Source organism: Paracoccus sediminilitoris (genome assembly GCF_003259195.1).
Lineage (GTDB): Bacteria > Pseudomonadota > Alphaproteobacteria > Rhodobacterales > Rhodobacteraceae > Paracoccus > Paracoccus sediminilitoris.
In genome coordinates this window covers 23,982-42,134 of the sequence record NZ_QJPK01000012.1, presented here as the reverse complement: position 1 = coordinate 42,134, position 18,153 = coordinate 23,982, and the positions used below count along the sequence as shown (strand labels likewise).

17 protein-coding genes and 2 pseudogenes are annotated in these 18,153 nt (G+C 63.4%); 10 read left to right on the top strand and 9 right to left on the bottom strand.

Annotation, left to right across the window (positions count from 1 at the left end; all coding sequences use genetic code 11):
* Positions 1-17: 17 nt before the first annotated feature.
* Together clpX and DKT70_RS11430 are read right to left on the bottom strand one after the other, a co-directional pair.
* Positions 18-1,283 carry an ATP-dependent Clp protease ATP-binding subunit ClpX gene (clpX, locus tag DKT70_RS11435; RefSeq protein WP_111559260.1) on the bottom strand — a complete coding sequence of 422 codons (1,266 nt, stop codon included), beginning with the start codon at positions 1,281-1,283 and terminating at the stop codon, positions 18-20.
* Positions 1,284-1,442: 159 nt separating this feature from the next.
* Positions 1,443-2,075, bottom strand: a complete 633-nt coding sequence (locus DKT70_RS11430) for an ATP-dependent Clp protease proteolytic subunit (protein ID WP_111559259.1) — start codon at positions 2,073-2,075, stop codon at positions 1,443-1,445.
* 163 nt (positions 2,076-2,238) lie between these two features.
* On the opposite strand from DKT70_RS11430, the gene pth reads away from it, so the two are divergent.
* From pth to DKT70_RS11410, 4 genes are all read left to right on the top strand, one after another.
* Positions 2,239-2,943, top strand: a complete 705-nt coding sequence (pth, locus tag DKT70_RS11425) for an aminoacyl-tRNA hydrolase (protein ID WP_111559315.1) — start codon at positions 2,239-2,241, stop codon at positions 2,941-2,943.
* Positions 2,940-3,941, top strand: coding sequence for a DUF2332 domain-containing protein (locus DKT70_RS11420; RefSeq protein WP_111559258.1), 1,002 nt, complete (start codon positions 2,940-2,942; stop codon positions 3,939-3,941). The genes pth and DKT70_RS11420 overlap by 4 nt, the downstream gene beginning before the upstream one ends.
* Positions 3,942-4,018: 77 nt before the next feature.
* Positions 4,019-4,393, top strand: a complete 375-nt coding sequence (locus tag DKT70_RS11415; RefSeq protein ID WP_111559257.1) for a DUF2237 family protein — start codon at positions 4,019-4,021, stop codon at positions 4,391-4,393.
* Positions 4,371-4,982: a DUF4893 domain-containing protein gene (locus DKT70_RS11410; RefSeq protein WP_111559256.1), complete on the top strand. Its 612-nt coding sequence runs from the start codon at positions 4,371-4,373 to the stop codon at positions 4,980-4,982. The genes DKT70_RS11415 and DKT70_RS11410 overlap by 23 nt, the downstream gene beginning before the upstream one ends.
* A gap of 26 nt (positions 4,983-5,008) precedes the next feature.
* Here the strand turns inward: DKT70_RS11410 and trpB are convergent, their stop codons facing one another.
* The 5 genes from trpB to DKT70_RS18395 form a co-directional block, all read right to left on the bottom strand.
* Positions 5,009-6,235, bottom strand: coding sequence for a tryptophan synthase subunit beta (gene trpB, locus DKT70_RS11405; protein ID WP_111559255.1), 1,227 nt, complete (start codon positions 6,233-6,235; stop codon positions 5,009-5,011).
* A gap of 105 nt (positions 6,236-6,340) precedes the next feature.
* A complete protein-coding gene (locus DKT70_RS11400) occupies positions 6,341-6,916 on the bottom strand; it encodes a hypothetical protein (protein WP_158530023.1) in 576 nt (191 codons plus the stop codon).
* 588 nt (positions 6,917-7,504) lie between these two features.
* Complete coding sequence (locus DKT70_RS18645; RefSeq protein WP_267895650.1) at positions 7,505-7,633, bottom strand: hypothetical protein; 129 nt, start codon at positions 7,631-7,633, stop codon at positions 7,505-7,507.
* Between the two features lie 157 nt (positions 7,634-7,790).
* Complete coding sequence (locus tag DKT70_RS11395; RefSeq protein WP_111559253.1) at positions 7,791-8,681, bottom strand: transglutaminase-like domain-containing protein; 891 nt, start codon at positions 8,679-8,681, stop codon at positions 7,791-7,793.
* A 152-nt stretch (positions 8,682-8,833) separates the two neighbouring features.
* Positions 8,834-9,055: a hypothetical protein gene (locus DKT70_RS18395; protein ID WP_111559252.1), complete on the bottom strand. Its 222-nt coding sequence runs from the start codon at positions 9,053-9,055 to the stop codon at positions 8,834-8,836.
* Positions 9,056-9,370: 315 nt separating this feature from the next.
* On the opposite strand from DKT70_RS18395, the pseudogene DKT70_RS11385 reads away from it, so the two are divergent.
* Positions 9,371-9,994: pseudogene (locus tag DKT70_RS11385) on the top strand (IS5 family transposase); the annotation flags it as partial.
* Between the two features lie 119 nt (positions 9,995-10,113).
* Here DKT70_RS11385 and DKT70_RS18865 read toward each other — a convergent pair.
* A pseudogene (locus tag DKT70_RS18865) lies at positions 10,114-10,241 on the bottom strand (IS5/IS1182 family transposase); the annotation flags it as partial.
* A 194-nt stretch (positions 10,242-10,435) separates the two neighbouring features.
* Positions 10,436-11,476, bottom strand: coding sequence for an NAD(P)-dependent alcohol dehydrogenase (locus tag DKT70_RS11375; RefSeq protein ID WP_111559251.1), 1,041 nt, complete (start codon positions 11,474-11,476; stop codon positions 10,436-10,438).
* A gap of 366 nt (positions 11,477-11,842) precedes the next feature.
* Between DKT70_RS11375 and DKT70_RS11370 the strand changes: the two genes are divergently transcribed.
* The 5 genes from DKT70_RS11370 (at position 11,843) to dhaL (ending at position 18,124) form a co-directional block, all read left to right on the top strand.
* A complete protein-coding gene (locus tag DKT70_RS11370; protein WP_111559250.1) occupies positions 11,843-13,324 on the top strand; it encodes a sugar ABC transporter ATP-binding protein in 1,482 nt (493 codons plus the stop codon).
* Between the two features lie 62 nt (positions 13,325-13,386).
* Positions 13,387-14,409, top strand: a complete 1,023-nt coding sequence (locus tag DKT70_RS11365; RefSeq protein ID WP_233490539.1) for an ABC transporter permease — start codon at positions 13,387-13,389, stop codon at positions 14,407-14,409.
* Between the two features lie 53 nt (positions 14,410-14,462).
* Positions 14,463-15,455, top strand: a complete 993-nt coding sequence (locus DKT70_RS11360) for a substrate-binding domain-containing protein (RefSeq protein WP_111559249.1) — start codon at positions 14,463-14,465, stop codon at positions 15,453-15,455.
* A gap of 126 nt (positions 15,456-15,581) precedes the next feature.
* Positions 15,582-16,340: a GolD/DthD family dehydrogenase gene (locus DKT70_RS11355; RefSeq protein ID WP_111559248.1), complete on the top strand. Its 759-nt coding sequence runs from the start codon at positions 15,582-15,584 to the stop codon at positions 16,338-16,340.
* Complete coding sequence (gene dhaL / locus DKT70_RS11350; RefSeq protein ID WP_199559575.1) at positions 16,340-18,124, top strand: dihydroxyacetone kinase subunit DhaL; 1,785 nt, start codon at positions 16,340-16,342, stop codon at positions 18,122-18,124. Before DKT70_RS11355 ends, dhaL begins: the two co-directional genes overlap by 1 nt.
* Positions 18,125-18,153 lie beyond the last annotated feature (29 nt).

The window sequence follows — 18,153 nt, the reverse complement described above, 5'->3', positions numbered from 1 at the left end:
GGGACGCCCGACCCGGATCAACCGGCCGAGGCGCTTTCCTTCTTGGGATCGGCGTGGATCAGCAGCGGCTTTGCCGATGCCATCTCGACGGCCTCCTCGTTGACGACAACCTCTTCGACGCTGTCCATACCCGGCAGTTCGAACATCGTCTCCAGCAGGATCTCCTCGAGGATCGAACGCAGGCCGCGCGCACCGGTCTTGCGCTTGATGGCGCGGGCGGCGATGGCCGTCAGGGCATCCTCGGTGAAGGTCAGCTTGACGCCTTCCAGGTCGAACAGGCGCTGATATTGCTTGATCAGAGCGTTCTTGGGCTTGGTCAGGATGATGATCAGCGCTTCTTCATCCAGATCGGTCAGCGTGGCGATGACCGGCAGACGGCCGACGAATTCCGGGATCAGGCCGAATTTCAGCAGATCCTCGGGCTCCAGTTCCTTGAAGGTCTCGCCGACACCCTTGTCGGTGTTTTCCTTGACCGCGGCGCCAAAGCCCATGGCCGTTCCCTTGTTGCGCTGCTGGATGATCCGGTCCAGACCCGCAAAGGCGCCGCCGCAGATGAACAGGATGTTTGTCGTGTCCACCTGCAGGAACTCTTGCTGGGGATGCTTGCGACCGCCCTGCGGCGGAACGCTGGCCACGGTGCCTTCCATGATCTTCAGCAGCGCCTGCTGAACGCCCTCGCCCGACACGTCGCGCGTGATCGAGGGGTTGTCGGACTTGCGGGTGATCTTGTCGACCTCGTCGATATAGACGATGCCGCGCTGCGCACGTTCGACATTGTATTCACTGGATTGCAGCAGCTTCAGGATGATGTTCTCGACATCCTCGCCCACGTACCCGGCTTCGGTCAGCGTCGTGGCGTCGGCCATCGTGAAGGGCACGTCCAGGATACGCGCCAGGGTCTGCGCCAGCAGCGTCTTGCCGCAGCCCGTCGGGCCGATCAGCAGGATGTTCGACTTGGCCAGTTCGATATCGGTCTTGGAGCCGTGGTTCAGGCGCTTGTAGTGATTGTGCACGGCGACCGACAGAACACGCTTGGCATGTTCCTGACCGATCACGTAGTCGTCCAGGACACCGCAGATCTCGCGCGGGGTGGGCACGCCCTCTCCGGTCTTCAGACCGTTCGTCTTTGTCTCTTCGCGGATGATGTCCATGCAAAGCTCGACGCATTCGTCGCAGATGAACACGGTCGGCCCGGCAATCAGCTTTCGGACCTCGTGCTGGCTCTTGCCGCAAAAGCTGCAATAGAGCGTGTTCTTGCTGTCGTTGCCGGACTGGTTGGCCATCGTCCACTTCCTTCATTGCCGCCGATGCGCTTTGGCAGGCGGGCGACGTCGGGGGTTCCCGAACGCCGCGTCTTCGGATTGCCCGCGCCGGGCTGCGCCGGCACGGGTATTTGTCATCAGTTTAAGGACAGGCCGTGCCCGTCACAATCCCCAACGGACCTATTTCTTTTCCGCTTCGGCCTTGCCGCGGGGCGCGACGACCTCGTCGATCAGGCCCCAGTCCTTGGCTTCCTCGGGCGACATGAAGCGGTCGCGCTCCAGCGCGGCCTCGACCTCGTCCAATGGACGCCCCGTGTGCTGGACATAGATGTCGTTCAGGCGGCGCTTCAGCTTTTCAGTTTCGCGCGCATGGATCAGGATGTCGGTCGCCTGGCCCTGATACCCGCCCGAGGGCTGGTGCACCATCACGCGGCTGTTGGGCAGCGAATAGCGCAGGCCCTTTTCACCGGCCGCCAGCAGCAGCGACCCCATGGATGCCGCCTGCCCCACGACCAGCGTCGAAACGCGCGGGCGGATATACTGCATCGTGTCATAGATCGACAGACCCGAGGTGACGACGCCACCGGGGCTGTTGATGTACATGCTGATGTCCTTGTTCGGGTTCTCGGCCTCAAGGAACAGCAGCTGCGCGCAGATCAGCGTCGACATTCCGTCATGGACGGGGCCGGAAACGAAGATGATCCGTTCCTTCAGCAACCGCGAGAAGATGTCATAGGCGCGTTCCCCCCGAGAGGTCTGTTCGACCACCATCGGAACAAGGGTGTTCATGTAGAATTCTGCCGGATCGCTCATCTTCAGTCCTTCTTTGGTCCCTGTCCCCGCGATTCGACCGGGTACTAGAACCCGTGTTAGACGCGATAGGTTGACAGAGTCTTAGTAACCGGCAAGGTCAGCCGCAAGGGATGGAACGAAATTCGGGCGGGGCAATTGCCGCAGGCCGCCACAGGAGATGCGCGTGAAACTGATCGTGGGGCTGGGCAATCCCGGCGCGAAATATGCAGCCAACCGTCACAATATCGGTTTCATGGCCCTTGATCGCATGGCCGAGGATCATGGTTTCATCCCCTGGAAGACCCGTTTTCAGTCCCTGTCCGCCGAAGGCCGCTTGGGTGATACGCGCGTCACCCTGCTCAAGCCACAGACCTTCATGAACCTGTCGGGCCAGTCGGTGGGCGAGGCGATGCGCTATCTGAAGCTTGAACCCGCGGACGTGATCGTGCTGCATGACGAACTGGATCTGGCGCCGGGCAAATGCCGCGTCAAGCAGGGCGGCGGTCATGCGGGCCATAACGGGCTGCGTTCCATTCATCAGCATATCGGGGCGGAATACGGCCGTGTCAGACTGGGCATCGGGCATCCGGGCCACAAGGACCGGGTGGCAGGCTATGTGCTGTCCGATTTCGCCAAGGCGGACCAGGATTGGCTGGACGACCTGATGCGCGGCATCTCGGACGGGGCGGCAGCGCTAGCGGCGGGCGATGGTAGCCGGTTCCAGAACGCGGTCGCGGCGCGGGTCAATCCGGCTCGCAACAGCGGCACAGAAGGCCCCGCCACGGCCCAGGACAGCCTTGCCCCACGCGCCCAACGGCCCGAACGCCCCGCGCCTGCTCCAACGGCCTTTGCCGACAAGCTGAAATCGCTGACAGATCGTTTCAAATGACAGTGCGCGCGGCATTCCTTGATCAGGCCCGATCCTGTCATCAGCTGGGGTCGCCCCTGACGGCGGCCCTGTGCGAAGGCTTCGCGCGCATCCTGGACCCCGCGCAGGGTCACGTCGCCAAGCAGATCCTGAACTGGCCAGGCGATCCCCTAAGCCGGGCGGATTCGCTGCCCCTGCGTCTGTGCGGCGCGTTGCATGCGCTGGTCCTGACGGATGCGCATGCGCCGCTGGCACAGGCCTATCAGGACCGGAATGTCCCCGATGCCCTGCTGATCCGCGTGCTGCAGGATCACCCCGATCACATCCTGCACTGGCTGACCAGTCCCCCGCAGACGAACGAGGTCGCGCGATCCGCACCGCTGATCGCGGCGGCGCGGTTTCTGGCGACCTTGGGCCCCCAGCCCCTGCATCTGCGCGAACTTGGGGCCTCGGCGGGGTTGAACCTGAATTTCGACAAGTATCATCTTGGGCCGTCAGAGACCGGCGTGTCCCTGACGCCCGAATGGCAGGGAGACATTCCTGAAGGACAGTTCACCGTGGCCAGCCGGCGCGGGGTCGACCTGAACCCGCTGGACCCCGAACGTGACGGGCTGCGGCTGATGGCCTATTGCTGGGCCGATCAGACCGCCCGCATGGCCCGGCTGCAGGCTGCCCTGGAACTGGCACGGCAAGACCCGCCCCGCGTTGCTCGCGGCGATGCCGGGCAGTGGCTGACGGCGCAACTGCAGACGCCCGCCCGTGGAACGGTGCTGGTCTTCCATACTGTCGCCGCGCAGTATTTCCCCTCGGCGACCGGCGCGGCCTGTGCGGCTGCGCTGACCATGGCCGGTGCACGGACCAGCCCCGAACGTCCCTTGGCGCATCTGCAGATGGAGGCGGATGGCGGCGACGGTGCGGCCCTGACGCTGACGCTGTGGGACGGGCGCAGGCGCGACTGGTCGCTTGGCCGCGCCGATTTTCATGGCCGATGGGTGCGATGGTCACCCATGGCGATCTGACGCCCCATTCGGACCGAAAGCGGCCTTTCGAAAACCGCGCGCGCCGCTTAGGCTGTCGAAAAAGGAAAGGCAAGCGCATGGAACCATCGCTGAACGTTCTGGGAGAAGACCTGCAGCTCTGTTCGACCAGGCCGATGACCGGCTTCTATCGCAACGGCTGCTGCGATACCGGCCCGCAGGATCGGGGCAGCCACACGGTCTGCGTCATCCTAACGGATGAATTTCTGGCCATGTCGCGCTATCTGGGCAACGACCTGACCACGCCGCGCCCCGAATTCGGATTTCCGGGCCTGAAGGCGGGCGACCGCTGGTGCCTTTGCGCCAGTCGGTTCCTGCAGGCGGCGCAGGAATTTGCGGCACCCAAGGTCGTGCTGGCATCGACCCATCAGCGCGCCATGGATATCGTCCCACTGGAGTTGTTGAAGCGTCATGCCGAAACCAGCACGCTTTAGTATCGGACTGATCGCGGCCCTTCTGCTGGCCACGAAGGCAATGGGTTTCGGGACGGATCTGTCCGGCGACATCCGGCCCGACGACGTCGCGCGTCTTGAACAGCTGGACAGCGTGGCGGGCCACAGCCTGCGGCGCGCTCTGGCCAGCGGATCGGCATCCGATCTTCAGGTGTTGATCGAGGGCCTGTCGGGCGAGGCGCTCCCCTTGGGCGAGGCAAGCTCGGTCCTGCCGGGGGACTGGTCATGCCGCATGCTGAAGCTGGGGCGCGACCTAGCCTTAGTCGTTTATGCGCCCTTCACATGCCGGATCGACCGCGATGGCGGTTTTGCCAAGCTGACCGGATCGCAGCGCAGCCGGGGACAGATCGGCGTGATCAACGATCGCCTGGTCTATCTGGGGACTGCCTATGTGGCTGGCGACACGGCACCCGATTACGCAGAGCTGCCCGAGCGCGTCGACCCCATGGCGACCCCGCAGGTCGTGCCCGATGTCGGCATCGTCGAGGTCACGTCACCCGACCGCGCCCGCATGCTGTTGCCCCTTCCGCACCTGGAATCCGACCTGAACATCCTGCTGCTAAGCCGTTAAAAAGGGGGGCCGAAGCCCCCCTCTCCTCAGGTGGTGATTTCGACGCCCAGATGTTTGGCGACGGTGAAGATGTCCTTGTCGCCGCGTCCGCACATGTTCATCACGATGATATGGTCTGCGGGCAGATCGGGTGCGATCTTGATGACATGGGCCAAGGCGTGGCTGGGTTCCAGCGCGGGAATGATGCCTTCCTGGGCGCAGCACAGCTGGAAGGCGGCCAGCGCCTCGTCGTCGGTGATGCTGACATATTCGGCGCGACCCATATCCTTCAGCCAGGCATGTTCAGGACCGATCCCCGGATAATCCAGACCCGCGCTGATCGAATGTCCCTCCAGGATCTGCCCGTCATCATCCTGCAGCAGATAGGTGCGGTTGCCGTGCAGCACACCCGCACGCCCGCCCGACAGGCTGGCGCAATGCTCCATCCGGTCGTCGACGCCCTTGCCCCCGGCCTCGACGCCGATGATGCCGACCTCCTTGTCGTCAAGGAAGGGATAGAACAGCCCCATGGCGTTCGATCCGCCACCGATGGCGGCCACCAGCGTATCGGGCAGACGGCCTTCGCGCGGCATGATCTGCTCACGTACTTCCTTGCCGATGATCGACTGGAAATCGCGCACCATGGCCGGATAAGGATGCGGACCGGCAACGGTGCCGATACAGTAGAACGTGTCGCGCACATTGGTCACCCAATCGCGCAGCGCGTCGTTCATCGCATCCTTCAGCGTGCCGCGACCGCTGGTCACCGGCACGACCTCGGCCCCCAGAAGGCGCATGCGGAAGACGTTCGGCGCCTGACGTTCGACGTCATGCGCACCCATGTAGACGATGCATTTCAGGCCAAAGCGCGCGCAGACAGTGGCCGTCGCCACGCCATGCTGCCCCGCCCCGGTTTCCGCGATAATGCGGGTCTTGCCCATGCGGATCGCCAACAGGATCTGGCCCAGCACGTTGTTGATCTTGTGGGCGCCGGTGTGGTTCAGCTCGTCCCGCTTCATGTAGATCTTGGCACCGCCCAGATTCTGGGTCAGCCGTTCCGCATAATAAAGCGGCGATGGACGGCCGACATAATGTGTCCACAGATCATCCATCTGCGCGGCGAAAGCGGGGTCCACCTTGGCGCGCTCGTACTCCGCCTCCAGTTCCAGGATCAGCGGCATCAGCGTTTCGCTGACGAAACGGCCGCCATAGATGCCGAAGCGGCCCTGTTCATCGGGTCCGGTCTTGAAGCTGTTCAGCAGATCGTCGGCCATAGCGTGCGCCTTCGCGGTTGGGTTGGGACATGTTCGCCCCGTCTTAGCGGTGAAACCGCGCGGGGTGAAGCCCAAGCGGCCGGACATCGGGCCGCATCCCCGACCCTATTCGTCGTCACCCCGGCGCCGTCCGTCGGCATCGATCCACCAGCAGAGGACGCGGCTGCCCTGAAGGGTGCGTTCATCGGCGTCCGCGGCTTTGCCCACACCCCGATGCGCCGTCAGACCGGCGACCGAAACCTGCCCCATCACGCCATGGCCCAATTGGGCATTGGCCAGCTTGTCGATCAGTTGGGGGGTGATTTCCTCCGGGGACGCGCATGCGGGGTCGGCGATGATCGCGGCAAGCCGGGCGCGCCGGGCGTCGTCTTCGGCCAGCAGGCGCTGGACCTCGGCACGAAAGGCCGGTTCGGTTTGGATATAGGCAGAGAGAGTGGGCAATTTCCTGGCGGCGGGCTTCTTCAACTTGATCCGGCCCTGCTGGTACAGCGCCATCAGCAGCCGCGCCCCGATGGGCGAGGTCAGCGCCACCTGTCCGTCGAAAAACGCCAGATCCCGGTCGTCCCTGTCCAACCGCATATCGCCCGCACGCCCCTCATGCACGGCTTTGCGCAATGCGGCCAAAGCGGGCGTGCGATGAACGTCGGGAATCATGTCGATCACCGACAGGGCGGGTTTCATCAGTTCTCGAATACCCCAAAGCATGGTGCCGTTACGTCTTTCAAATGACTTGATCATGCCGGATGCGGGGCCGACTGCCCGCCGAACAGAGAGGGTTCGAACCGCCGACCATCGGATCCTTATGTCCGATCTCTCATAATGCAAACGCCCAATCTGTCAAATCTGCATCATTCAACAGGTTGGGCGGCGCGTGCAGACCGAAGCGGGCGTCGTCATGCCCCGCCCTTCGTAAGTGACCTGGGTCTTGACGAGGTTGTGTTTGATTATGCGGGTGCTGATTTATCGGTGGCTGTAACTGGTACAAGCCCGCCAGCAGGCATTGCCTTGAAACAAAGGCCGGCGCCGCCCGAACGGGCCTCTCCCAAAATCCGCTAAGCAAAGAAGGTGGGCAGCCAGTTGATAGGTGAACTGGCCGCCGACCCGGTCAAAGCCGCAGCTTGCGCCGGCTTTCGATGCTCCGCTCAGCAAAACTGGTCGCCTGGCTGAGCGTCATCCCAAGCTCCACGCAAGTGACGACGATCGATTGTGTGTCTTGCGCGTCCTCGACAAGGTGCTCGTCGCGTGACGCACGTGTCTCTGAGGCGTGACTCATTTTCCAGCCCGGGCGACCGCATTGGACACAGCATCCTTGGTGCTGGGTGCAGCGGCGCTTGTCTTGGGCTTTTCCTTCTTGGGCTTTTTTTCGTCGCGTTTACGCTTGTTCATGCCCTTGGCCATGGTCGGCTCCTGTAAAGCCGTCGAAGGTTCGACGGACTTGGCATCTTAAACCTTTTGCCAAGGATAGATACGGAAATCGGCAGAGGCTGAGATGCCACAGGTGAAACAACAAACAGCGCATCTGTTCGGCGCCGGATCAGCGGCAACTGGCACAGGCTCAGGAGGAGCCAGCCATGGCAAGTGTCAGCGCCGGTGCCTCGGGAAGATGCTCCAGCTGAGCCAAGACAGCAGCCTCGGTCACATCATCTGGCAGCTCATCCGTCCAGACGCTCAGCGATTCCAGCGTATAACTGCCAAACGACGTGACCATGGCCCCATCCGCCGCGTCGCGCCCCCGCACCATCAAGACCCGACCGATCCTCGGGGTGTTGTACCGCGCGTCAAAAGTGAACCAGCGATCCTCAAGATAAACCTCGAACCACGCACAAAAGTCGCCAGGACCGGATGGCGGAACGCCAATGTCGCCAAGATAGCCACTGGCATAGCGGGCGGGGATATTCATGGCCCGGCACAGCGCGATCGCCAGATGCGCGAAATCCCTGCAGACGCCCGTCGCCTCGGACATGGCATGAACGGCGGTTTTCGTCGGGCGGCCGAACTTGTAGCCGAAGGTCAGGTGGTTGTGGACGAAGTTGCAGATTGCCTGCACCCGAGCCCAACCGGGCCGTGTCGTTCCGAAAAGATCCCAGGCCTGCTGCATCAGCACATCGGATTCGCAATATCGGCTGGCTGTCAGGAAAGGGAGCGTTTCGGGCGGAAGGTGCGCGATCTCATGCTGGCGTGCGTTCCAATCAAAGACGTCAGGCTGCCCGTCAACCTGGATCACATCGTCGGACCACAGCCGTGACCGACCGGGCGGCGGTACCATACGCGCCCGGCGATTGCCGAACGGGTCGATGAATTCTTCGACTGGCATTTGCGGTTCAGTTAAAATCTTGTTCGCGCCCAGAATGCGACCAGCCACCGATGGGTGCGGTGACAGCGCAAGGATCAGGGGGACCGGGTTTGGGGCGCTGATGACGACTTCAAAGCCAAAGCGGATGAGCATTGCGGGCCTCCTTACAAGGGGCGATGGTGGAATGCGGAAACCGCTGGTGTGCAGCTTTCTGAATAGCTGGAATATCAGCCAGGCTGGGTTAAAGCATTAAAGGTCCGGCACGGGATGGTATGACTTCATAGCAGGCAGGTGAGCGTCGGCATTCACCGTGTAATGATGGGCCCCTGGGCCGGCCAGGATATGCGGCCTTTGATGAACAGCATGCCAGTGTCGCCTGCTTTCGCTGTCAGGTAGTTGTTCGACATCAGTGTTAACTCCGTGGCTCTGGCGTCGTTCCCCAACCATTGGATGAACTCGTGATCACCAACGAGTTGCCAACGCGCCGCTGTGGCATCGACAAGCAGGTCGGATGTCTGAGCGCGCATCGGGGACCCCATCCATTCCGTTACGAGCAGAATGAGCGGATAGCACTTGCGCCGTTGCGATGGCGCGGGCGCGCAACTGCGCTGCTGGCAAGTGACAATACATCAAATGCGTCTGAACGGCGAATATGAGCCAGCGGAGATTGCCGCATCTACATCCGCTGCGACGGTACGAGACGATGCCAACTGAAGGTTCCGGTTGATCCCAAACGACTGTCGACGACCGGGTCAAATTGTTCCGTGATGGAAGGCCTAGGCTCCAGACCCATTGATTTCAGTTTGTTGCCGTGATTCAGGCTCCGCAAGGAGACCTGATCTATGAGCAATCTTTACTGGCTGGCCGAGGCGCAGATTGAGCGCTTGAAACCGTTTTCTCCAAGAGCCATGGCAAGCCCCGGGTTGTTGATCGAAGGGTTCTGAGTGGTATAATCTTCATTAATCGCAATGGTTTGCGGTGGTGCGACGCGCTTGGGGATTGGTCCGGCCAAAACTCTCTACAACCGCTGGAAACGCTGGAGTGAAAAGGGCGTCTTCGCCCGGATCATGGCGGGCCTGGCCGCCGAAGGCGCCGATCACAAGACCATTATCATCGACGCGACCTGTTTGAAAGCGCACCGTACGGCCTCCAGCCTGCGGGTAAAAAAGGGCGGCGTGCTCGCCAAATCGGGCGCACGAAGGGCGGCATGAACACGAAGTGACATGCCGTCACTGATGCGAAGGGCCGCCCGATTCAGGTCTTCATGTCGGCCGGACAGGTGAGCGATGACACCGGCGCAGCCGCGCTGTTGAGTAGCCTGCCGATTGGCTATGACAAGCGTTGAAAGACAACGGGATAAAGGTTGCATCCCCGGTCGAAAGTCACGCAAGAAAGCCGTGAAACATGACAGGCGACGGTACAAACAACGCAACCGGATCAAGATCATGTTCGGCCGCCTGCCTGACCATCATCCGCGCGAAGATGCCGTTTTCGCTCCAACGCTTCCATCCGCTGCAGAGCGATTTGTGAGGACCATAAGCAGCGTTTAGGTCGACCTCGAAGCGATGGTGGTCCGTCCTTCACCGTCGCACCAGCCCCAGCCATTGCGGTTGATGAAGATAATCCCGTTCAGCCCCCGCTTGTCGTCAACCCGGGGCTTCCCGTGTGCTTGGGAAAGAAGAGGGCCAAACGTGCCGTCTGGGCGTCGGTCAGCCAGAAGAGATCACTTGTGTTACCGTTCCTTTTCGAAGGCGTGAAACATGCAGCGTCACAGAAATTAAGGCATCCTGACAATAGGCCCCCTGTCACCAGCCGACCTCTGAGAATGCCGTGGCAGGTGGGCGCGCCCAAGCTGCTGATGGATAGCCTAACGCCGCTGCCTGCGGCGCCGAGCGCGGTATGGCCGATCAGCCGGGCATTTCAATCTGGATCTTCACATCGGTGTCGCGACCTTCGGCAGCACGTTCGAAGGCTGCGATGCTATCCTCGAAAGGCAGGCTGAGCGAGATCAGTGGCTTCAGGTCCACCTTGCCCGCCGCGATCAGCGCGATGGCCCGGTCATAGACGTTGGCATATCGGAAGACCGTCTCGATCCGCAATTCCTTGGCTTGCAGGCCGACGATGTCCACGGGGACCGGATCGACGGGCATGCCGACCAGCACGACCGTCCCGCCCGGACGTGCCAGCTGCGGCACGCCCAGGATGGCGGGCGCCGCGCCCGAGCATTCGAAGACCACGTCGGCGCCCCAGCCATCGGTCGATTCCAAGATCGCCTCGGCGGCAGTCCTGTCGCGGATGTTGATCGTCTCGATGCCGGGATATGCGCCGATGATGTCCAGCTTGGGCTGGGCCAGATCGGCCACCAAAACCTTGGCGCATCCCCCGGCCAGGGCGGCCAGCGCCGTCATCATGCCGATGGGGCCCGCGCCAAGGACCACGCCCACGTCGCCGGGCTGAATGCGCGCGCGCAATGCGGCCTGCATGCCGATCGCGAAGGGTTCGACCATCGCACCCTCTGCAAAGGAAACGTGGTCGGGCAGCTTGTAGGTATAGGCCGCCGGATGCACCACCTGCGGCGCCAGGCAGCCATGGACGGGCGGCGTCGCCCAAAAGGTGACTGCGGGATCGACATTGTAGATCCCCAGTTTGGCCGCGCGCGAGGCGGGGTCGGGAATGCCCGGTTCCATGCAGACGCGATCGCCCGTCTTCAGGTGACGGACCTGCGATCCGACCTCGATCACCACACCCGAAGCCTCGTGCCCCAGGACCATCGGTTCGTTCACGACGAAGGGGCCGATCTTGCCGTGGGTATAATAGTGAACGTCGGATCCGCAGACGCCGACCGTATGAACCTGGATGCGGACATCGGTCGGTCCCATGTCCATCTGCAGGGGGATATCCCGCAGCGACAGCTCTCCCTTGCGTTCCAGAACCAGCGATCTTGGCATCGTGCCTCTCCCTTGGATGCGTGACGGCAGACGCTTTGCCGACGGCCGCATACGACGACAGGCAGAGCGGGCTGTAAAGCCTTCGACGATCACGGCTGTTGGAAAAGCGGCATCGATCTTGGCGCGGCAGTGACCGGGGCCACGCGTGGCGACGGTCGATGCCCTGTTTTGCCAGCGATTGCTGCATCTGGACCGCCAAGGCGCAGCGATCCTGCAAGGTCATGGCGCGGCCAAGGGAACACGGCACTTCTGACAAAAGACTATCTTTGGTTGACAAATGTCGGAATCAGCCTCTACCTTGCCATTTGTCGGGTTAATCCTGACATTTGTGTCGCCCGGGGAGGGGTGATGCCTGGAGGAGCAATCATGGAACAACCGCTGCTGGAGGCCACGGGCTTTCGCAAATCCTTCGGGGGCGTCTTTGCCCTGCGCGACGGCCGCTTCACGCTGCGGCCCGGATCGGTTCACGCGCTTTGCGGCGGAAATGGTGCCGGCAAGTCCACCTTCCTGAAGATCCTGATGGGCATTCATCGCCGCGACGGCGGCACGCTGCTGCGCGACGGCAGGGCCATGAGCTTTGACAGCCCATCGCAGGCCCTGGCCAACGGAATTTCGATCATCGAGCAGGAACTGAGCCCGGTTCCGGCCATGACCGTGGCCGAAAACATCTATCTTGGCCGCGAACCGGTTGGACTTTTCGGCCGCGTCCGTTTTCGTGAACTGAACCGCAAGGCACAGGAATTGCTGGACGGGTTCCATTTCGGCATCCGCGCGGAAAGCCTGATGATGGACCTGACGGTGGCCCAGATCCAGCTGGTCGAGATTGCCAAGGCGCTGAGCTATGATGCCGAGATCATCATCATGGACGAACCGACCTCGGCCCTGGGTGAGGCCGAGGCGGACCAGCTGTTCGCGGCCATCAAGACGCTGACGGCCCGCGGCAAGGGCGTCATCTATGTCAGCCACCGCCTGTCCGAGATCTTCTCGATCTGCGACAGTTACACCGTGTTCCGCGACGGCGCCTTCGTCGAGACGGGCGCGATGGCCGACATCGACAAGGACCGCCTGATCCAGCTGGTCGTGGGCCGCCCCCTGACCGAGGAATTCATCAAGGAAAATGAACCGGGCCAGGAGGAACTGTTGTCGGTGCGCAACCTTTATGCCGATCACGGCGTCCGCGACGTGAACTTCGCCGTCAGGCGCGGCGAGATCCTGGCGCTCTATGGTCTGATGGGATCTGGCCGGACCGAGATCTTCGACCGCCTTTTCGGTCTGTCGGACAATGCGGGCGGCGAGATTGTCATCGAGGGCAAGTCCATCCGCATCGACACGCCCCACCAGGCGATCAGCGCCGGGCTGGCCTATGTCACGGAAGACCGCAAACATTCCGGGCTGGTGCTGACAGGGGATGTCCGTGACAACCTTTGCCTTGCAACGCTGGACCGCGTGTCCAGCGGGCAGCTGATGCGCGTGGGCGCTGAACGCGACGCGGCGCAGCGCATGATCGAGACGCTGAACATTAAGACCGCCTCGGACAAGCTGTCGGTGTCCAGCCTGTCGGGGGGCAACCAGCAGAAGGTAGTCCTGGGCAAGTGGTTCCTGACCGAACCGCGCATCCTGTTGTTGGACGAGCCGACGCGCGGCGTCGATGTCGGCGCCAAGCGCGAGATCTATCGCGTCATGTCCGATTTCACCCGTGCCGGAGGGGCCGTCATCATGATCTCGTCCGAGACGGACGAGGTTCTGGGCATGGCGGACCGCGCGGTCGTGATGCGCGACGGTCGCGTGGCCGGTGAATTGCAGCGGGCCGAGTTGTCCGCAGAGAGATTGCTGCATCTGGCGGCCTGAAACCGCGGCCCGCCCCAGACGGGCGACCGCGCGGCGCAAGATGCACGAAAGGGAGGATCAAGGTGGAAAAGCAGATCGAGGCCGCCACGCCGGCCGGGGCAGGAACCGAACAAACGCGCACGATCACGTCGCGCATCGGCCCGTTGGCACAGCGTTACGGCATCCTGATCGCGCTGGTCCTGCTGTGCGTCGTGCTGGCGGTGGTGAACGACAACTTCCTCAGCCAACGCAACATCATCAACGTGTTGCGCCAGACCTCGATCAACGGGATCCTGGCGATCGGCATGACCTTCGTCATCCTGACGCGCGGGATCGACCTGTCGGTCGGGTCTGTCGTGGCCCTGGTGGGGGTCGTGTCGGCCAGTTTCGCCACGACCAGCACCGCGGGGGTCGCAGGATCACCCTACATGCCGCTGATCGCGGTCATGGTGGGGCTTGCGACGGGGACCGCGGTCGGGGCCGTGTCCGGCACGGTGGTGGCCCGGTTTTCCGTGCCGGCTTTCGTGGCGACGCTTGGCATGCTGTCGGCCGCACGCGGTCTGACGCTGATCTATTCGGGCGGTCGGCCCGTGCCGGCGCTGACCGACGGCTATCGCTGGATCGGGACGGGCGATATCGCGGGAATTCCCGTGCCCATCATCCTGTTCGGCCTGGTCTTCGTCCTGGCGCATTTCATCCTGACCCGGACGCGGTTCGGTCGCCATGTCTATGCCGTGGGTGGCAATCCGCACGCGGCCAAGGTCTCCGGCCTGCCGGTCCGTCGCATCCGTTTCGCCGTCTATGCCATTTCGGGGGCGCTGGCGGGGATTGCGGGGATGATCTTGGCGGCCCGGACCGGTTCGGCCCTGCCGCAGGCCGGCGTCGCCTATGAACTGGACGCCATCGCGGCCGTGGTCATCGGCGGCACCAGCCTGGCAGGCGGCATCGGTCGTGTCAGCGGCACCGTGATCGGCGCACTGCTGATCGGCGTGATGAACAACGGGCTCGACCTGATGGGGGTCGAATCCTACTACCAGCAGGTCATCAAGGGCGGGCTGATCGTTGCCGCCGTGCTGCTGGACCGTTCGCGCAAGTCCGAGGACTGACGCCCACCGGGCGCAGGGACAGCGAAAAGATTGTCATAAAGGGAGGAAACCACATGACACCGAAGATGATGATGACAGCCAGCGTGTTGGCCTTGGGACTGGGGGCCGGTGCCGTCCAGGCGCAGGACGAGCCGATCAAGATCGGCATGGCCGCCTATGGCCTGAACGCCGAGTTCATGCAGCTGTGGTCGGCCGCCGGTCAGAAACATCCCGCCGTCCAGTCGGGCATGGTCGAGCTGACGATCTTTGACGGCCGCTATGATGCGCTGGTCCAGCAGGACCAGTTCGAGACGATGATCACCCAAGGCTATGATGCCATCGTCTTTGCGCCCATGGACGTCGAGGCGGGCGCCACGGCGGTCCAGCTGGCGGTCGATGCGGGCATTCCGGTCGTGGGGTCGAACGCACGCGTGAACAGTGACCAACTGACATCCTATGTCGGGTCGAACGATGTCGAGGCGGGCTATCTGGAGGCCAAGGCCGTTCTGGACAAGATGAACTGCGAAGGTGACGTCGTCATCATCGAGGGCCCCATCGGCCAGTCGGGCGAGATCCAGCGCGGCGAAGGCAATGAAAAGGCCTTGGCCGAATGCCCCGACGTCAAGATCCTGGAACGCCAGACCGCCAACTGGTCGCGTGCCGAGGCGCAGAGCCTGATGGAAAACTGGCTGACCTCGCATGGCAACGACATCAAGGGCGTGATCGGCCAGAACGACGAGATGGCCTTGGGCGCCATCGAGGCGATCCGCGCCGCCGGAATGGACGTGAGTGATTTCGCCATCGCGGGCGTCGATGGCGTGACCGACGCGCTGAACGCGGTCAAGGAAGGCAGCATGGATTCCATCCTGCAGGATGGCGAGGCGCAGGCATTGGGGGCGATTGACGTTGCCATCAAGGCTGTCCGCCCGGATTACGAACCCATGTCCGGCATCTGGGAACAATATCCCGACATGCCGTGGAATGACGGCGCAGACAGCGAATACAACGTCCCTTGGACCCCGGTGACCGCCGAAAACGTGGACGCTCTGCTGGCCACCCGCCAGTAAGCCTGACCCGCTTCCCCGGCGCCTTTGGGTGCCGGGACCACTCACGGAATGAATATTTGGATCGTCCCTGCCGCCGCGCGACCCGCAAGGTCGCAGGGACGGTCCCGCGTCAGATAGAGGACCGCTATGGCAGCTTCATTGGACTTTTCCCTGACGGGCAGAACCGCCCTTGTGACGGGTGCCGCCTCGGGGATCGGCGCGGCCATCGCGCGGGCCTTTTCGACCAAGGGTGCGCGCGTCGCGCTTTTGGACATGAACCTGCAGGGTGCCCGCCAACTGGCCGACGACCTGCCCGGCGAGGCGCAGGCCTTTGTCTGTGACGTGACCGACCCTGACAGCATCGCATCGGCATTGGAGGGCGCAACCGAGGCATTCGGCGGCATCGACATCTTGGTGAACTCGGCCGGGATCGTGGATCTGGCCCCGGCCGAGGATCTGTCGCCCCGGGCATGGACGCGCACCATCGACATCAACCTGACCGGCAGCTTCGCCATGGCCCAGGCCGTGGGCCGCGCCATGATCGCCGCAGGCAAGGGCGGCCGCATCATCAACCTGGCCAGCCAGGCGGGTTCGGTGGCAATCGAAGGGCATGTGGCCTATTGCGCGGCAAAATTCGGGATCCTGGGCGTCACCAAGACGCTGGCGCTGGAATGGGGCAAGCATGGCATCACGGTCAACGCGATCTCTCCGACGGTGGTGATGACCGATCTGGGCCGCAAGGCATGGGCGGGCCCCAAGGGCGACGCGATGAAGGCGCAGATCCCGGTCGGCCGCTTTGCCGAACCCGACGAGATCGCAGCGGCGGCGGTCTTTCTGGCCTCGGACGCGGCGGCGATGATCAACGGTGCCGATCTTCTGGTCGATGGCGGATATACGGTGAAATGATGGACAGCAGCGACGTGAATACCCGGACCGGCCTGGCCATGCAGCGGTTCTTCAACGATCCCGACGACATCGTCGACGAAACCGTGGCGGGCTTCGTCAAGGCGCATCGTGATTTGGTCCGCAAGGATCCGATGAACCCGCGCGTCGTGCTGTCGCGCTTTGCCCCGCAGGAGGGGCGCGTCGGCATCGTCACGGGCGGCGGGTCCGGCCATGAACCCGCCTTCATCGGCTATGCCGGGCGCAACATGGTGGACGCCGTCGCGGTGGGGGAGCTGTTTTCCTCGCCGACCGCGCAGGCCTTCGCCGATGCGATCCGCGCCGCGGATGGCGGGGCCGGGGTCGCGGTGCTTTACGGCAATTATGCCGGCGACAACATGAACGTGAAGATGGCGCGCGACATGGTGGCCGCCGACGGGATCGAGGTCGCGCTGGTCGTGGCCAATGACGACGTCTGCTCTGCCCCGCCCGCGGAACGCGCCAAGCGGCGCGGCGTGGCCGGAGAGATCTTCATGTGGAAGATCGGTGGCGCCCGCGCGGCAATGGGCGGCGATCTGGCGCAGGTCCAGGCGGCCGCGCAGAAGGCCATCGATGCCTGCCGTTCCGTCGGCGTGGGCCTTGGGCCATGTACGCTGCCCGCAGTTGGGCATCCGAATTTCCAGATCACCCCCGGCACGATGGAGGTTGGCATCGGTCATCACGGCGAACCCGGCGCCCGTGTCGAGCCTCTGAAACGCGCCGATGACATCGCCGACGACATGCTGCGGATCGTGCTGGACGATCAGGACTTGGCCGAAGGAACCGAGGTCGCGGTGCTGGTCTCGGGTCTTGGCGCGACGCCGGTGAACGAGCTCTACGTCCTCTACGACCGGATCGAGACCGGCCTCGAGGGGGCGGGTCTGAAGGTGCATCGGGCCATCGTCGGCAATTACTTCACCTCGCTCGAGATGGTGGGGGCGACGCTGACCGTCATGGCGCTGGACGACGAACTGAAGGAATTGCTGGACGTCGAATGCGCCGCACCGGGGATCACCATGTCGGGCAAATCTGTCCAGCCGACAGCCGCCATATCCACCCCGCGCCAACGCCGGACCGGATCGGCCAAGGCCGAAGCTGCCACGGAACGCGCGCCCGAGGCCACTGGCGAGCCGCGCCTTGATCTGCACGCGGCGTCCGGCATCGTGTCCGACCTGGCAAGCGTCATCGTATCCAACAAGGCCTATCTGTCCGAGATCGACGGTCTGATCGGTGACGGCGATCATGGCATCAACATGGCCAAGGGCTTCGGGCGGGCCGCCGAACGCATTGCCGGTCGGGACCTTTCACTGGCCAAGGCGTTTTCGACGCTGTCGGACGTATTGATGACCGAGATCGGCGGATCGATGGGGCCGCTTTACGGTTTCATGTTCCGCAACATGTCCTTGGCGATCGACGGGCGGCAGGCGGTCGATGCCGAGGGCTTTGGCGTCATGCTGCGGGCGGGTCTTCAGGGCGTCCGGACCACAGGTGCCGCCGAATTGGGCGACAAGACGCTTGTCGACTGTCTGGTGCCAGCCATCGCCGCCTATGAGGCCGCCCTGCCCCAAGGTTTCGGCAATGCGCTGAAGGCGATGGCAGAAGCGGCCGAGGAAGGGCGCGATAGCACCATCGACATGGTCGCGCGGCTTGGCCGGGCCAGCCGTCTGGGGGAACGATCGCGCGGTGTCCTGGATGCGGGTGCGACCTCTTGCGCGCTGATCCTGACGACGCTGGCGGGCAGCGTGGCGACGCGGCTCTCCCCGGCGTGACGGTCGAAGCCGCGGCATTGCATCGCCGC

Bases quoted from the DNA above. Each gene is read 5' to 3' on its own strand.
- dhaL (WP_199559575.1), top strand. From the start codon at position 16,340: ATGGACAGCAGCGACGTGAATACCCGGACCGGCCTGGCCATGCAGCGG.
- DKT70_RS18645 (WP_267895650.1), bottom strand. From the start codon at position 7,633: ATGGCCAAGGGCATGAACAAGCGTAAACGCGACGAAAAAAAGCCCAAG.
- DKT70_RS11395 (WP_111559253.1), bottom strand. From the start codon at position 8,681: ATGCTCATCCGCTTTGGCTTTGAAGTCGTCATCAGCGCCCCAAACCCG.
- DKT70_RS11400 (WP_158530023.1), bottom strand. From the start codon at position 6,916: ATGAAACCCGCCCTGTCGGTGATCGACATGATTCCCGACGTTCATCGC.
- DKT70_RS11420 (WP_111559258.1), top strand. From the start codon at position 2,940: ATGACAGTGCGCGCGGCATTCCTTGATCAGGCCCGATCCTGTCATCAG.
- DKT70_RS11415 (WP_111559257.1), top strand. From the start codon at position 4,019: ATGGAACCATCGCTGAACGTTCTGGGAGAAGACCTGCAGCTCTGTTCG.
- DKT70_RS11360 (WP_111559249.1), top strand. From the start codon at position 14,463: ATGACACCGAAGATGATGATGACAGCCAGCGTGTTGGCCTTGGGACTG.
- clpX (WP_111559260.1), bottom strand. From the start codon at position 1,283: ATGGCCAACCAGTCCGGCAACGACAGCAAGAACACGCTCTATTGCAGC.
- DKT70_RS11410 (WP_111559256.1), top strand. From the start codon at position 4,371: ATGCCGAAACCAGCACGCTTTAGTATCGGACTGATCGCGGCCCTTCTG.
- DKT70_RS11375 (WP_111559251.1), bottom strand. From the start codon at position 11,476: ATGCCAAGATCGCTGGTTCTGGAACGCAAGGGAGAGCTGTCGCTGCGG.
- trpB (WP_111559255.1), bottom strand. From the start codon at position 6,235: ATGGCCGACGATCTGCTGAACAGCTTCAAGACCGGACCCGATGAACAG.
- DKT70_RS18395 (WP_111559252.1), bottom strand. From the start codon at position 9,055: ATGCGCGCTCAGACATCCGACCTGCTTGTCGATGCCACAGCGGCGCGT.
- DKT70_RS11430 (WP_111559259.1), bottom strand. From the start codon at position 2,075: ATGAGCGATCCGGCAGAATTCTACATGAACACCCTTGTTCCGATGGTG.
- DKT70_RS11370 (WP_111559250.1), top strand. From the start codon at position 11,843: ATGGAACAACCGCTGCTGGAGGCCACGGGCTTTCGCAAATCCTTCGGG.
- DKT70_RS11355 (WP_111559248.1), top strand. From the start codon at position 15,582: ATGGCAGCTTCATTGGACTTTTCCCTGACGGGCAGAACCGCCCTTGTG.